This is a genomic window from Bradyrhizobium sp. LA6.1 (genome assembly GCF_040547805.1).
GTDB lineage: Bacteria > Pseudomonadota > Alphaproteobacteria > Rhizobiales > Xanthobacteraceae > Bradyrhizobium > Bradyrhizobium barranii.
The window spans coordinates 177,758-192,976 of the sequence record NZ_JBEPQK010000003.1 but is presented as its reverse complement, the minus strand read 5'-3'; the positions used below and the strand labels follow the sequence as shown (position 1 = coordinate 192,976).

Here is a 15,219-nt window from a genome sequence, read left to right as displayed (position 1 = left end):
CTACCTGTAGCAGACGGCTTTGGCGGCCTCGACCACTTCGGCTGCCGACGGCAGCGCGAGCTTCTCCAGGTTCGCGGCATAGGGCATCGGCACGTCCTTGCCGGAGACGCGCGCGACCGGCGCGTCGAGATAGTCGAAGGCGTTCTCCATGATGCGCGCGGCGATCTCGGCGCCGACGCCGCTCTGCGCCCAGCCCTCTTCCACCGTGACTGCACGGCCGGTCTTCTTGACCGAGTTGACGATGGTCTCGGTGTCCATCGGCCGCAGCGTGCGCAGGTCGATCACCTCGGCCTCGATACCGTCCTTGGCGAGTTCGTCGGCGGCTTTCAGCGCATAGGTCATGCCGTTCGACCAGGAGATGATGGTGACGTGGCTGCCCGAACGCACGATGCGCGCCTTGCCGATCGGGATCACGAAGTCATCGAGCTTCGGCACTTCGCCGGTATGGCCGTAGAGCACCTCGTTCTCGAGGAAGATCACCGGATTGGGATCGCGGATCGCAGCCTTGAGCAGGCCCTTGTAGTCCGCTGCGGAGAACGGCGCGACCACCTTGAGACCCGGGACGTTGGAATACCAGGACGAGTAGTCCTGGCTGTGCTGGGCGGCGACGCGCGCGGCGGCGCCGTTCGGGCCGCGGAACACGATCGAGCAGCCCATCTGGCCGCCGGACATGTAGAGCGTCTTGGCGGCTGAGTTGATGATCTGGTCGATCGCCTGCATGGCGAAGTTGAAGGTCATGAACTCGACGATCGGCTTCAGCCCGGTCATGGCAGCGCCGACGCCGATGCCGGCAAAGCCGTGCTCGGTGATCGGCGTGTCGATGACGCGCTTGGCGCCAAACTCCTGGAGCAGGCCCTGCGTCACCTTGTAGGCGCCCTGGTATTCGGCGACCTCTTCGCCCATCACGAAGACGTCGGCGTCGCGGCGCATTTCTTCGGCCATGGCGTCGCGCAACGCTTCGCGGATGGTCTGCGTCACCATCGCGGTGCCGGCGGGCACTTCCGGATCGGGCTCGGCAACGACCTGAGGGGCAGCCGCAGCCTTCGGCGCCGAGATCATCGGCTTGCCTTCGCCGACCGGCGAGCGGGATTCGGCGACTTCCTGCGCGACGCTCGGCGCGGGCGCGGCCGGCGCCTTGGCGAGATCGGCGGCCGTCTCGCCATCGGCGAGAATGGTCGCGATCGGCGTGTTGACGGCAACGTCGGCGGTGCCCTCGGGGATCAGGATCTTGCCGAGCGTACCTTCATCGGTCGCCTCGACCTCCATGGTCGCCTTGTCGGTCTCGATCTCGGCGATGACGTCGCCGGACTTGATCGTCTCGCCCTCTTTCTTCAGCCACTTGGCAAGGTTGCCCTTCTCCATCGTGGGCGACAACGCGGGCATCAGCACTTGAATTGGCATATCGACTCCAAAAGAAAGCTTGCGCGCGTTCAGCGGTAAATGTCGGTCCAGAGCTCGGCGGCATCCGGCTCGGGATCATGCTGGGCGAAGTCGGCGGACGCATTGACTATGTCGCGAACCTCGGCGTCGATCGCCTTGAGATCGGCCTCGCTCACCTTGGCCGCGAGCAGGCGGTTGCGCACCTGCTCGATCGGGTCCTGATCGTGGCGGACTTTTTCGACCTCTTCGCGCGTTCTGTACTTGGCGGGGTCGGACATCGAGTGGCCGCGATAGCGGTAGGTCTGCATCTCCAGGATGAAGGGGCCCTTGCCGGCACGGCACCAGGCCGCCGCCTCCTCGCCCGCGGCCTTCACGGCGCGGACGTCCATGCCGTCGACCTGCATCCCGGGGATGTTGAAGGACGCACCGCGCTTGGAGAAATCCTGCTGCGCCGAAGCGCGCGACACCGAGGTGCCCATGGCATAACGGTTGTTCTCGATGACGTAGATCACCGGCAGCTTCCAGAGCTCCGCCATGTTGAAGCTCTCATAGACCTGGCCCTGGTTGGCCGCGCCGTCGCCGAAATAGGTGACGCTGACATTGTCGTTACCACGATAGTGGTTGGCGAAGGCCAGACCCGTGCCGAGCGAGACCTGGGCGCCGACGATGCCGTGGCCGCCGTAGAAGTGCTTCTCCTTGCTGAACATGTGCATGGAGCCGCCCTTGCCCTTGGAATAGCCGCCGCGCCGGCCGGTGAGCTCGGCCATGACGCCGTTGGCCTCCATGCCGGTGGCAAGCATATGACCGTGATCGCGATAGCCGGTGATGACCTGATCGCCCTGCTTCAGGGCCATCTGCATGCCGACCACCACGGCTTCCTGGCCGATATAGAGGTGGCAGAAACCGCCGATCGCGCCCATGCCGTAGAGCTGGCCGGCCTTTTCCTCGAACCGCCGGATCAGGAGCATGTCGCGGAGCGCTTTGAGCTCCTGCTCTCTGGTGAATTCCGGGGGCGAACCGCCGTCGGTCTTGTCCTGTGGAGTGCTTGCGGCGGCTTTCTTGGGTGCGGCCATGGGAATTCCGGGTCAGAGAAAACTTCAGCCCTCTCTAACCCAAGTCAAACGCCCTTGGAAAGGACCGCGGCGGCATGGCGCGACTTTCATTATGCCGCACTGCAACGTGACCGAAACTTTGCAAAACCTTTGGCGCCGATCGGGCAACTTTAGCTCACCGGTCAGCGAAGGGAACGTGAGCAGCCAACGCAGAGAAATCGGACACGCTGTCTTGTATCCGAAATCCCACGCGCGTCCGATTCGCCGTGCCAGCCTTACCAGCCCAACTCGCGCAAATACGCCGCACGGGCGGCAACGCCGGTATGCGTGAAGTCGCTGAAGACCCCATCGACGCCGAGCCGGTAGAATTTGAGATATTCAAGGCTCGGGTCGCCGCGATAGTCGGCGGCAAGATATTTCTTCTCGTTCCGAAACGTGAAGACATGCACGAAAAGACCGAGCTTGTGCGCGTCCGCGACAAGGCTGGTCGCGTCCTGGGTCGAAGCCTCCGGCGTCGATCCCTTGTAGGGCGTGCCGTCGGCATTTGCGTCCTTCCACGGCGCGATCTTGAGCGGAACGATATAGGCCTTCCACGGGCCGATGCCGTCGGCGTAGGTCTTGATCTCGGCAAGCCCCTCGGCCGTCAGCATCGCATCGTACAGGCGCGCATCGCCTGCAACCGTCCAGTCGAACGGGCGCGAATTCGTGATGTTGTTGAGGAGAACCTTGCCGGTTTTGAAGTCGATTCCGTTGCCGTCGACGAGTTGGACCTGCCGCGTCTGGAGGCCGTGGCTGCGCATATATTTCAGGCTGCCGGGTTCGAAGCTCTGGACCAGGATGGGAGCGTCCTTGGTGTTGAGGCCGTTATCCCTGATGATCTTGATCAGGGCATCCTCGAGCGGACGGCTGCCGGCCGCGCCGCAGCCATTGGCGATCGCCTGGGCATTGTTCCAGGTCGGGTTCTTGGTTTCGGGATAGACGAGGATGGACCGCCCGGTCTCCTTGCTCTTGACCTTGGCGATGTCGATGACGTCCTGGAAGCTGATGATCGGGAGCTTGCCGTTGAAGACTTTCGGCCGCTCGTTGGCCGCGTCATAGGTGGTGCCGCCGATCCATTGCTTCAGCTCGGCCATGGTGAAATCGCTGATCGACCAGTCGTTGGTATGATCCTCGCCGTCGACGATCAGCGACTTCAGCACCGATTTGGGATCGGCCGGATCGCTCAGATCCGTCAGGTAGTCGGCAGGCACGCCGGTGGCCGACGGGGCCTTGACGCGCACACCGGGCACGGTTCGCTTGCGGGCGGCGACGGCCGCATTGGTCTTCGCCACCTCGGCAATGTTGGTGTTGTCGCTCAGCCAGGGGTTATGACGCACGACCAGAACGCAATCCTTGGTCAGGTGCAAATCCTCTTCGAGCGCATCGGTCCCGAGCGCCGCGGCGAGGTCGTACGACGCCTCGGTCTCTTCAGGTACCAGGCCCGGCAGGCCGCGATGTCCAAGGACCAGTGGCGCCTTTCCATCGACGGTCAGGAAGGGCTTGGCGCTAGCTGGCGCCGCGCCGGACTGTGCAAAGGCCATCGACAGCGGCAGCACCGCCGCGCCGAACAGCATCGCTGCGACACCCATTGTCCGTCCTGAACGACTGTTCCGCATCACCAAGCCTCCGTCTTTGCCCGGCATCGCTTCGAATGCCGCGGGCGCCGAACCGGATACGGTCGGCTCTGTCGTCTTGTCTCAAGACTCTGACAGACGGATGACGACGGAGAGGGCAGCGCAAGATTGCGCCGCCCTCTCCTGCCCCATCAGATCTTGCCCAATCAGATCTTGCCCGATCAGAAGAAGCCAAGCTTCTTCGGGCTGTAGCTGACCAGGAGATTCTTGGTCTGCTGGTAGTGATCGAGCATCATCTTGTGGGTCTCGCGACCGACGCCCGACTGCTTGTAGCCGCCGAACGCGGCATGCGCAGGATACGCATGGTAGCAGTTGGTCCAGACCCGGCCGGCCTGGATGGCCCGGCCGAAGCGGTAGCAGCGGTTGGCATCGCGACTCCAGACGCCGGCTCCCAGGCCATAGAGCGTGTCGTTGGCGATCGCGAGCGCTTCGTCATCGGTCTTGAAGGTCGTGACCGAGACGACGGGACCAAAGATCTCCTCCTGGAAGATTCGCATCTTGTTGTGGCCCTCGAACACCGTCGGCTGGACGTAGAAGCCGCCGGAAAGATCGCCGCCGAGCTCGGCACGACCGCCGCCGGCCAGCACCTTGGCGCCCTCCTGCTTGCCGATGTCGATATAGGAGAGGATCTTGGCGAGCTGTTCGCTAGATGCCTGCGCGCCGATCATGGTGTCGGCCGCACGCGGGTCGCCCTGCTTGATCGCGGCGACGCGCTTCAGCGCCCGCTCCATGAAGCGGTCATAGATATCGGCGTGGACCAGCGCCCGGCTCGGACAGGTGCAGACCTCGCCCTGGTTCAGCGCGAACATCACAAAGCCTTCGATCGCCTTGTCGAAGAAGTCGTCGTCCTCGGCGGTGACGTCGTTGAAGAAGATGTTCGGCGACTTGCCGCCGAGCTCCAGCGTGACCGGGATCAGGTTCTGGCTGGCATATTGCATGATCAGCCGGCCCGTGGAGGTCTCGCCGGTGAAGGCGATTTTCGCGATCCGCGGGCTGGAGGCGAGCGGCTTGCCGGCCTCGAGGCCAAAGCCGTTGACGATGTTGAGGACACCGGGCGGCAGGAGATCGCCGATGATCTCGGCCCAGACCATGATCGAGGCCGGCGTCTGCTCGGCCGGCTTGAGCACGACGCAATTGCCGGCGGCAAGCGCCGGCGCGAGCTTCCAGCATGCCATCAGCAGCGGGAAGTTCCAGGGGATGATCTGGCCGACCACGCCGAGCGGTTCGTGGAAATGATAGGCGATGGTGTCGTGGTCGATCTCGCCGATCGAGCCTTCCTGTGCGCGCACCACGCCGGCGAAATAGCGAAAATGATCGATCGCGAGTGGCAGGTCGGCAGCGCGGGTCTCGCGGATCGGCTTACCGTTGTCCCAGGTCTCCGCAATCGCAAGGCGCTCCAGATTCTCTTCCATCCGGTCGGCGATCCGGTTCAGGATCGCGGCGCGCTCGGCGACGCTGGTGCGTCCCCAGGCGGCCTTGGCGGCGTGCGCCGCATCGAGGGCGGCCTCGACATCCTGCGCATCGGAACGCGCGATCTTGCAGACGATCTGGCCGTTCACCGGCGAGGCGTTGTCAAAGTACTTGCCGGAGATTGGCGCGACGAATTTGCCGCCGATGAAATTGTCATAGCGTTCGGCGAACGGAACCTGGGTGACGCCGAGGAATTCCACCTTGTTCATTGATCACTCCCGATGTTTGCTGTTTGCGCAATTCGTCGCGTGTTCACGACTTGCGCCAACGATGTCGCGGGAGCGTTTTCCTGTCAGCCCGGGCGTCAGCGATGGCCGGGGTAACCTGTCGCAGTTCTGCGACAGTCGTGGGCAAGGCAAGGGCCCTCAGTGCTTCAGCTCGAACCGCTTGAGCTTCCTGTGCAGCGTGGCACGGCTGATGCCGAGGGCCTTGGCGGCGGCCGAAACATTGCCGTCCGCGCGCAGCAGCGCCCGCTGCAACACCGCGCGCTGGCCGCCGGCAAGATGGTCATGCGCGGGTTCGCCGCCGAGGAGGTCAGCCGCGGGCACCGGCTGCAAGGGACGGCCGGGCGCAATCCCGAGTCCCACCCGCGCGGACCGGGTCGCGCCGATCACGAGATCATCTGCATCGACCGCGACGAGGCCGCCGGCCTGGCCGTCCGCGCCTTGCGTCAGCACAATGCGGGCATGGGCGAAGGCGCGGCGAAACAGATCGGCCTCGATGCGCCTCGCCGCCTCACCTGCCGCGAGCGCGATCAGATTGGAAAACGTATCGGTCCGGTCGGCGCGGCAGGAGGAGACGTCGAGCACGCCCGCAAACGCCGCCTCGTGGTCGTAGATCGGAACGGCGGTGCAGCTCAGAAGCGTGTTGCGGGTGAAGAAATGCTGGTCGCGGTCGATCGTCAGCGGGCGCTGCTCGACGACGCAGGTGCCGATGCCGTTGGTGCCTTCATGATCCTCGCTCCAGAGCGCGCCGGTCCACAGGCCCCAGGATTGGAACGTCGCATCGTCCACCGCTGTGCCGCGGCGGTCGACCGGCACGCCCGCGCCGTCGGCGAGCAGCACGCAGCAGCCGCTCGCGCCGACCGCCTGATAGAGCCGGTCCATCGCGCCTTGCGCGGCGGCGAGCAGCGGCGCGACGCGCTCGCGCGCCTGCCGCAACTCGACATCGCTCAGCCGCATCGGCGCGCTACGACCGGCGGGATCGAGATGATGCAATCGGGACGAACGGCGCCATGAGGCCACCAGCGCGGAGCGCGCGGCCTGGCCTGACGCAATGGCGGCCTCGACGCGGGCCGCGTGATGCCGGGACATTGGCCCATTCATCACTGTTTCCTCCGGGTGGCAGTCTAGGCTGCGCCGGCATGGCCCGGTTGATCTGCGTCAACTCAGGCAGACGGCGGCAGAAGCCATGGGGCCGTTGCTGCGTTGCCGTCAAGGCGGCAGCCCGGTTCCAAGCCTAAGACTTTCGGTAGAATTGCTACACGATTGTCGGATTTCGGCAGCGGCTTTCGATGCCGGTTTCGAATGCAGCGGCAAACGCTACTTCGCCGGGATCATCCGAACGAGATCGTGTGGATTGACATAGTCGAGCTGATAGCGCGCCCGCTCGTCCAGCATGTCAGGATCGATCCGCGACGTCCGCAGCAGCGACACCCGCTGCTCGCTCTTCGCGCGCTCGCGCTTGAGCTGGGCCAGCTCGCTCGTCAGCGCGATGATCTCCTGGTCGAGTTCCTGACGGGCGTTGAGGCCGTATTTGCCGGTGTAGGCGTTGACGCCGAAATAGCCGACGATAGCGGCCGCCATCGCATAGAGGGCAAGGCCGGTCAGGATCGATTTCAGGCGCGCGCGGGAGACCATCTTGGGAAGATGCGGCAGGTTGGTTAAGGGAGTGCTAATCGCTTCCCCCTTCGCGTTCCAGTCCCTACCCCCAGCCGTCATGCTCGGCCTTGTGCCGGGCATCCACGTTTTTCGTCACCACGAGCCAAGACGTGGATGGCCGGGACAAGCCCGGCCATGACGAAGAAAGACGTCAGCCGTGGTGTTTGGCCACGTGCGCAGCAAACGCGTCGATATAGGCCTGGAGGACGGGCTTCAGAGATTCCTTGGTCAGGTTCCCCTCCGCATCGAAGGCATCGCCGACCGCGTTCAGATAGATCTCCGGCTGCTGCAGGATCGGTCCGGCAATGCCCGGCAGGATGTTCTGCAGCGTCTTGGCGGCGCTGACGCCGCCGAGCGGGCCCGGCGAGTTCGAGATGATGCCGACCGGCTTGCCGTTGAACGAGCTCTTGCCGTAGGGGCGCGAGGCGACGTCGATGGCGTTCTTCAGCACACCCGGGATGGCGCGGTTGTATTCGGGGGTGACGAAAATGACGCCGTCCGACTTCTGCAGCTTCTCGCGGAAGGCCAGCCAGTCCGCGGGCGGCGCGCCCTCGAGGTCCTGGTTGAAGAACGAGATGCCTGCCAGCGTGATGACCTCGAGCTTGAGCGAGGCCGGCGCGAGCTTTGCGAGCGCGTTGGCGACCTTCAGCGAGAAGCTGTCCTTGCGCAGGCTGCCGGCGATCACGACGATGTTGTAGGCCATGGATTGTCCTTGGGGGCTTGAGCGGAAGTTCCGGGGCGGCACTTAAGCGATCCGGGTCGATGGATGCAAGTGCATGAACCGGTTTTGTTTGGAAACGCTGAGTTTCTCGAAAGCAGATGGTCGCTACGATCCAAAAACAATCAGGCCGCCCGAAGGCGGCCTGACGTTTCTCGCAAACCCCTGGCTCGGTTCAGATCGTCGGATTCCAGGCCGACGGGATCAGGCGGTATTTCGCGCCGTCCTTCTCGACATGCCCCACCGAGGGGAAGGTGAAGTGGAAGCCGATCACGGTCGCCTTCTCGGCTGCCGCCATGTCGTAGAATTTGTGGCGCGTCGCCTGCGCCATCGCGCCGTCGTTGTCGAACGCCACGTGCCAATCCGGATTGCGCAGGAAGAACTCCGGAATGTTGGTGACGTCAGACTGGATCAGCACCTTCTTGTCGCCAGAGGCCACCGCGAACGAGGTGTGCCCCGGCGTATGGCCGGGCGTCGCGATCGAGGTGATGCCCGGGGCGACCTCCTTGCCCCACTCGTACTTCGTGACCTTGGATTCGAGGCCGGCAAAGGTCTTCTTCACGTTGGCGAAGTAGTTCTTCGTCATGTCGTTCGGAGCCTTGGCCGCGTTCTCGTCGCTCGCCCAGAACTCCCAATCCTTCGCCGGCACCATGATCTCCGCATTCGGGAACGCCAGCGCGCCGTCGGCCAGACGAATGCCGTTGGTGTGATCAGGATGGAGATGCGACAGCAGCACGACGTCGATGTTCTTCGGGTCGACGCCGGCGGCCTGGAGGTTTTGCAGCGTGCGGCCGACCGCGCCCTTGCTCGGCTCGAGATTGGCAACGCCGTTGCCGGTGTCGATCAGGACCAGCTTGGAGCCCGTGTTGATGAGCTGGGGATTGAACGGCACCGTGACCATGCCCTTCGGCATGTACGCCGCCTCGCCCGCGGCCAGCGCTTCCTCCTTCGGCAGGTTGACGACGAACTTGTCCGGCATCGGGAAGGTGCGCGCGCCGTCGTTGATCGAGGTGCACTCGTAGCTGCCGACCTTGTAGCGATAGAAGCCGGGCGCCTGTGCCCCGCTTTGCGGCACCGAGGCACTGGCGGTGGTCGGTCCAAGTCCGGTTACGGCCGCCGCGCCCATAGCGGCAGCGCCCGCGAGCAGGTCGCGGCGATTCAGATCAGTCATGGAAGTGTCCCCTTCTTTGCTTGCGGTTGCCCCGCTTTCAATTGCGGCGCAAATCTTCCCGCGCTTCGCTCAGAAGGCAAGTCCTTCTTTGGATGGTGTGCCGTGGCACATCACGAAGATTTATTTGGGTTGATGAGGAATTTTTCGCCGGTGGCCCGTTTGGCGTAGACAGCGATGTTGGCGGGATCGAGCGCCTCCTGAAGCGACACCACCTTGGTGTAGTGGCTGGCGAAGGTCGTCTTCAATTCGTCGACGACGCGCTGGCGCAGCCTGGCTCCGTCCGCCTGCCCGATCTTCATCAGGAACGGAAACAGCAGCCAGCCGCCGACGCCCCAGGCCATGCCGAAGCCGCGGGGCAGCTCGATCGGGCGGATGTCGAGCGCGCCGTAGACGTAGACCTGCTTGTGCACGTTGGAGCCGTAGCGGCTGTATTCCTTGGCGGTCTTGTTGATCGCAGCTTCCATGCAGTTGAGGATGTCGCCGGCCAGCTTGCCGCCGCCGATGGCATCGAAGGCGATGGTGGCGCCGGTCTCGACCAGCGCATTGGTGAGATCGCCGAGGAAGCTCGGTGCGGTGGAATCGACGACGTATTTGGCGCCGATCTTGTGCAGGATGTCGGCCTGCTCCTTGCTGCGCACGATGTTGACCAGCGGAATGCCGTCCTTGATGCAGATCTTGTTCAGCATCTGGCCGAGATTGGAGGCGGCCGCGGTGTGCACCAGCGCCTTGTGCCCCTCGCGCCGCATGGTCTCGGTCATGCCGAGCGCCGTGAGCGGATTGACGAAGCAGGAGGCGCCTTCAGCCGGCGTGGTGCCCGCCGGCAGCGGCAGGCACTCGCGCACTTTCAGCGTGCGGTACTGCGCGTACATCGCGCCGCCGATCATGGCGACGGTCTTGCCCATCAATGCTTTCGCGGCATCCGACGAGCCGGTCTTGATGACGACGCCCGCGCCTTCGTTACCGACCGGCATGGCTTCGTCGAGCCGGCCGGCCATCGCCCGCATCGCGCCCTCCGGCACCTTCGCGGTGATGACGGGAGCGTCCTTGCTGCCGGACGCCTTCGCCGTGCTCATATCGGCCGCGCCGACGAGAAGGCCGAGGTCGGACGGGTTGATCGGCGCCGCCTCGACGCGGACGACGACCTCGTCCGCGGCGGGCTCGGGAGTCGGCACGTCGACGAGCGAGATTTCCAGTTCACCGCTCTTCTTGATCAGCGAACGCAGTTGCAGTCCGGTCTTGCCGTCGCTCATGTCGATCCTCCCCTGTCCTAGCTGGAGCGCCGGCTTATGCCAGCGCCTTCAATGCCGCCTTGCCGCCGTAGAGCGCCTGCTTGCCGAGCTGTTGCTCGATGCGCAGGAGCTGATTGTATTTGGCGGTGCGGTCCGAACGCGCAAGGGAGCCGGTCTTGATCTGCCCGCAATTGGTGGCGACCGCGAGGTCGGCGATGGTGGAATCCTCGGTCTCGCCGGAGCGGTGCGACATCACCGAGGTATAGCCGGCCTTGTGCGCCATCTCGACGGCAGCGAGCGTCTCGGTCAGCGTACCGATCTGGTTGACCTTGATCAGGATCGAATTGGCGCGGCCGGCCTTGATGCCTTCGGCCAGGCGCTTGACGTTGGTGACGAAGAGATCGTCGCCGACGAGCTGGCACTTCTTGCCGATGAGGTCGGTGAGCTCCTTCCAGCCGTCCATGTCGTCTTCCGACATGCCGTCCTCGATGGTCACGATCGGATAGCGCGACACCAGGTCTGCGAGGTACTTGGCCTGCTCGGAGATCGAGCGGGTCTTGCCCTCGCCTTCATAGACGTATTTGCCGTCCTTGAAGAACTCGGTCGAGGCGCAGTCGAGGCCGATCACGATGTCGGTGCCGGCCTTGTAGCCGGCCTTGCCGATCGCGTTCATGACGAATTCGAGCGCGGCGTCCGCCGACGGCAGGTTCGGGGCGAAACCGCCCTCGTCGCCGACATTGGTGTTGTGGCCGGCCTTCTTCAATTCCGACTTCAGGGTGTGGAACACCTCCGCGCCGTAGCGCAGGCCCTCGGCAAAGGACGACGCGCCCACGGGGAGGATCATGAACTCCTGGAAGTCGATCGGATTGTCGGCATGCACGCCGCCATTGATGATGTTCATCATCGGCACCGGCAACAGACGCGCCGAGGTGCCGCCGACGTAACGATAGAGCGGCATGTCGAGCGAGTTTGCGGCAGCCTTGGCGCAGGCAAGCGAGACGCCGAGGATGGCATTGGCGCCCAGCCGGCTCTTGTTCGGCGTGCCGTCGAGGTCGATCATGATCTGGTCGATCTGGGCCTGCTGCTCGGCATCGAGGCCGCTCAGGGCCTCGAAGATCTCGCCATTGACGGCGCCGACCGCCTTGGTGACGCCCTTGCCGAGATAGCGGGCCTTGTCGCCATCGCGCAGTTCCACCGCCTCATGGGCGCCGGTGGAGGCGCCGGACGGCACCGCGGCACGGCCGAGCGCACCATCTTCCAGCACGACGTCGACCTCGACGGTGGGATTGCCACGGCTGTCGAGAATTTCGCGGCCGATGATGTCGATGATGGCGGTCATGATGTGCACTTCCGTTCGTTAGGGCTGATCGGTGCCGGGGGTCTTACACGGGCCGCAAGCAAATGTGAACGCTTGGACGGTGTGCTTCGACTGACGCGCGAGCAGGCTCGGACTATCCTTGAAGTCGCCTGCTCTGCGCGTCCAACCTCAATCTGAAACAGTCGGGGTAACGCCATGAACCGCCGCCAGTTTCTTGCCTCGAGCGCTGCCCTCCTCGCCGTCCGCCCAAGTTTTGCGCAGGAGGGCCTGTTCCGGACAAAATATTTCCCCATCAGCGCCGGCATCGGCCTGCACGACCTCGCCCCCGCTCGCGACGGCACGGTCTGGTTCACGGCGCAGGGCAAGGGCATGCTGGGCAGGCTCGACCCCCGGGATGGCAGTTTCAAGACAGTCAGCCTCGGCCAGGGCGCCGCACCGCACGGCGTGACGATCGGCCCCGACGGTGCCCCCTGGATCACCGAGGGCGGCCAGAACGCGATCGCCCGGGTCGATCCCGGCGATCTCAAGGTCACGCTGTTCCGCCTGCCCGAAAAGTTCGCCTCCGCAAATCTCAACACCGGCGTGTTCGACAAGGACGGTACCTACTGGTTCACCGGCCAGTCCGGCTATTACGGCCGGCTCAAGCCGGGATCGGGCGAGATGGACGTGTTCAGGGCGCCCAGGGGTGTTGGCCCCTACGGCATCGCGGTGACGCCCAGGGGTGAGGTCTGGTACGCCTCGCTGGCCGGCAGCTACATCGCGAAGATTGATCTTGCGACCGGCAATGCTGCCATCGTCGAGCCGCCGACGCCGAGCCAGGGGTCGCGGCGGGTCTGGTCAGATTCGCAAAGCCGGATCTGGGTCAGCGAGTGGAACAGCGGTCACGTCTCGGTGCACGATCCCGCCAACGGCTCCTGGAAAACCTGGAAGCTGCCGGGCGATCGCCCTCGCACCTATGCCGTCTATGTCGACGACAAGGACAAGGTCTGGCTGACCGATTTCTCCGCCAATGCCATCGTCCGCTTCGATCCCGCGACGGAGCGGTTCAACGTTTTCGCCAGCGACAAGGCCAATGCCAATGTGCGCCAGCTCGACGGCCGCCCGGGCGAGCTCTGGGGCTGCGAGTCCGGCAACGACCGGATCGTCATGATCCAGACGATCGCGGCCGGTTGACGACGGCGACATTTGCGTCCATCCCGGCACCCTCTGGAGCGCGATCTTATCGCGCTCCGGTTTTTTAGTTGAGCATGATCTTTCGGAAAACCGGTGCCCACTTTTCCGGATCATGCTCGAACAGGATGTGACGACGATGGCGAAGAAATCCCTCCAGCTCGGCCGTGCGGTCGAATGGCCGCACACACCGGAAGAAGCCCAGCTCGACCGCGTGCCCAATCCGCAAAAGGGCACGGACTATCTGGTGCGCTTCACCGTGCCGGAATTCACCTCGCTTTGTCCGGTCACGGGACAACCGGATTTCGCGCATCTGATGATCGACTACGCGCCCGGCCCCTGGCTGCTGGAGTCGAAGTCGCTCAAGCTCTATATCGCGAGCTTCCGCAATCACGGCGCGTTCCACGAGGACTGCACCGTCATGATCGGCAAGCGCATCGCGAGCGAGATCAAGCCGAAGTTCTTGCGCATCGGCGGCTACTGGTATCCGCGCGGCGGCATCCCGATCGACGTGTTCTGGCAGACCGGCCGCGTGCCGAAGGGATTGTGGGTGCCAGAGCAAGGCGTCGCGCCGTATCGCGGACGGGGTTAGTTGGAGACGAATGACGATGACATCGATATCAGCAACATTCCGCAACATTGCCTTCGGCGTTCTAACCGTCCTGTGGCTGACCGGCGCGGCCGAAGCTGCCGAGGTCCATGTGATGATCTCGGGCGGATTGACGGCTGCCTACAAGGCGCTCGTGCCGGAATTCGAGAAGGCCACCGGCAACAAAGTGCTGACGGAATATGGGCCGTCGATGGGGACGACCACCAATGCGATCCCGGTCCGGCTGGAGCGCGGCGAACCCGCGGATGTCCTGATCATGGTGGGCTATGCCCTCACCGACCTCGCCGGCAAGGGCAAGGTCGTGGCCGGCAGCCAGGTCGACCTCACCAGATCGCCGATCGGCGTTGCCGTGAAATCGGGTGCGCCGAAGCCGGACATCGGCTCGGTGGAGGCGGTCAAGCGCGCGCTGCTGGCGGCGAAGACGATCGCCTATTCCGACAGCGCCAGCGGCGTCTACGTCTCGACCGAGATGTTCGACAAGCTCGACATCGCCGACGTCATGAAGGACAAGGCACGAAAGATTCCGGCAACGCCGGTCGGCGAGATCGTCGCACACGGCGAGGCCGAGCTCGGCTTCCAGCAGATCAGCGAGCTGAAGCCCGTGAAGGGCATCGATATCGTGGGACCGCTGCCGAACGAATTGCAGAAGATCACGATCTTCTCGGCCGGGATCGCGGCCGGTTCGAAGGAGCCCGAAGCCGGCCGTGCCTTGATCAAGTTCCTCGCCTCCCCCGCCGCCCGCGACGTGATCATCGCAAGCGGCATGGAGCCGATCCCGGCTGGGGGCGCGAATTGAGGCAGGCCTACTCCGTGCGCTACTCCTGATACGCCCTCAACAGATTGGCTTCGCCACTCTTAGTCAATCGGAGGCTGCCGAGGTCTTCTTGACCGGACCGAGATCGCGCGCCGGATAGTTGGCGCCGGATTCGACGATGTGTCGTCGCACTGCTGCAACGAGCGCGGCGAGATCGCGAGACTCGATCGCATCGACGATCTCGACATGGTGTGCAGCACTTCTCTGCAGCTCGGCGTTCGAAGGCCACAAAGCAATCGGCCCTGGTCTGGCGCGATTTCTGATTTCCACGATGAGGCTGGCGAGCGATTGGTTCGTTGCATGGCGATAGATCTCATCGTGAAAGGCTGCGTTGGTATTTGCCTGATCCGCCTTGCTGCCGCGCGCCACAGCATCTTCGAAGATTTGCTGAGCCTGCTTGATCTTCTTGAGTTCGTCGGGGCCGATATTCGGTAGCGCCTGCCTTGCCGCTTCAACTTCGAGCAGCGTGCGGATCGCCAATATCTCGCGAACGACGTTCAAGTCGGGTTGCGCAACCCGGTATCCGCGATTTTCGACATGCGTCACCATCCCGCTTGCGGCAAGCTGGGTCAGCGCACTCCGGACGTCAAACCGTTTGGCAGCGAAGGCTTCTTCCAGGTCGATCTGGCGCAACCATTCGCCTGGCCGGTAATCGCCTTGCAGGATGGCGGCACCGATTTCAGCCGCCAACAGCCTCTTCTGCTCCTTCCGTACTTTCATGGCTGCTTCCCTTT

Annotated in this window: 14 protein-coding genes; 3 read left to right on the top strand and 11 right to left on the bottom strand. The window is 64.1% G+C overall.

The window, feature by feature from the left end; translation table 11 throughout:
• The 10 genes from ABIB99_RS08045 to eno form a co-directional block, all read right to left on the bottom strand.
• Window positions 1-1,401 (bottom strand): pyruvate dehydrogenase complex E1 component subunit beta, encoded by a 1,401-nt coding sequence (locus tag ABIB99_RS08045; RefSeq protein WP_354175408.1) that lies wholly within the window; start codon window positions 1,399-1,401, stop codon window positions 1-3.
• A 29-nt stretch (window positions 1,402-1,430) separates the two neighbouring features.
• On the bottom strand, window positions 1,431-2,453 hold the full coding sequence (gene pdhA, locus ABIB99_RS08040) for a pyruvate dehydrogenase (acetyl-transferring) E1 component subunit alpha (RefSeq protein ID WP_063983080.1): 1,023 nt from the start codon (window positions 2,451-2,453) through the stop codon (window positions 1,431-1,433).
• Between the two features lie 254 nt (window positions 2,454-2,707).
• Entirely contained in the window at window positions 2,708-4,060 is a 1,353-nt protein-coding gene (locus ABIB99_RS08035; RefSeq protein WP_354175406.1) for a glycerophosphodiester phosphodiesterase family protein, read from the bottom strand.
• A 206-nt stretch (window positions 4,061-4,266) separates the two neighbouring features.
• Complete coding sequence (adh, locus tag ABIB99_RS08030) at window positions 4,267-5,784, bottom strand: aldehyde dehydrogenase (RefSeq protein WP_166096853.1); 1,518 nt, start codon at window positions 5,782-5,784, stop codon at window positions 4,267-4,269.
• Between the two features lie 156 nt (window positions 5,785-5,940).
• On the bottom strand, window positions 5,941-6,900 hold the full coding sequence (locus ABIB99_RS08025; protein ID WP_167767909.1) for a helix-turn-helix domain-containing protein: 960 nt from the start codon (window positions 6,898-6,900) through the stop codon (window positions 5,941-5,943).
• A gap of 216 nt (window positions 6,901-7,116) precedes the next feature.
• A complete protein-coding gene (locus ABIB99_RS08020; protein ID WP_028149600.1) occupies window positions 7,117-7,434 on the bottom strand; it encodes an FtsB family cell division protein in 318 nt (105 codons plus the stop codon).
• A gap of 172 nt (window positions 7,435-7,606) precedes the next feature.
• Complete coding sequence (locus ABIB99_RS08015) at window positions 7,607-8,158, bottom strand: NADPH-dependent FMN reductase (protein WP_135213772.1); 552 nt, start codon at window positions 8,156-8,158, stop codon at window positions 7,607-7,609.
• A gap of 190 nt (window positions 8,159-8,348) precedes the next feature.
• Entirely contained in the window at window positions 8,349-9,344 is a 996-nt protein-coding gene (locus ABIB99_RS08010; protein WP_354175405.1) for an MBL fold metallo-hydrolase, read from the bottom strand.
• A 110-nt stretch (window positions 9,345-9,454) separates the two neighbouring features.
• On the bottom strand, window positions 9,455-10,594 hold the full coding sequence (locus ABIB99_RS08005) for a zinc-binding dehydrogenase (RefSeq protein WP_085404612.1): 1,140 nt from the start codon (window positions 10,592-10,594) through the stop codon (window positions 9,455-9,457).
• 34 nt (window positions 10,595-10,628) lie between these two features.
• Window positions 10,629-11,912 (bottom strand): phosphopyruvate hydratase, encoded by a 1,284-nt coding sequence (gene eno, locus ABIB99_RS08000; RefSeq protein ID WP_085404746.1) that lies wholly within the window; start codon window positions 11,910-11,912, stop codon window positions 10,629-10,631.
• Between the two features lie 174 nt (window positions 11,913-12,086).
• Here eno and ABIB99_RS07995 point away from each other — a divergent pair, with 174 nt between their 5' ends.
• From ABIB99_RS07995 to ABIB99_RS07985, 3 genes are all read left to right on the top strand, one after another.
• Window positions 12,087-13,064, top strand: coding sequence for a Vgb family protein (locus ABIB99_RS07995; protein WP_354175403.1), 978 nt, complete (start codon window positions 12,087-12,089; stop codon window positions 13,062-13,064).
• A gap of 112 nt (window positions 13,065-13,176) precedes the next feature.
• Window positions 13,177-13,653: a preQ(1) synthase gene (queF, locus tag ABIB99_RS07990; RefSeq protein WP_041960296.1), complete on the top strand. Its 477-nt coding sequence runs from the start codon at window positions 13,177-13,179 to the stop codon at window positions 13,651-13,653.
• A gap of 16 nt (window positions 13,654-13,669) precedes the next feature.
• Window positions 13,670-14,467 (top strand): substrate-binding domain-containing protein, encoded by a 798-nt coding sequence (locus ABIB99_RS07985; RefSeq protein ID WP_354175401.1) that lies wholly within the window; start codon window positions 13,670-13,672, stop codon window positions 14,465-14,467.
• Between the two features lie 63 nt (window positions 14,468-14,530).
• Here the strand turns inward: ABIB99_RS07985 and ABIB99_RS07980 are convergent, their stop codons facing one another.
• Complete coding sequence (locus tag ABIB99_RS07980; RefSeq protein ID WP_063983072.1) at window positions 14,531-15,205, bottom strand: GntR family transcriptional regulator; 675 nt, start codon at window positions 15,203-15,205, stop codon at window positions 14,531-14,533.
• Between the last annotated feature and the right edge of the window lie 14 nt (window positions 15,206-15,219).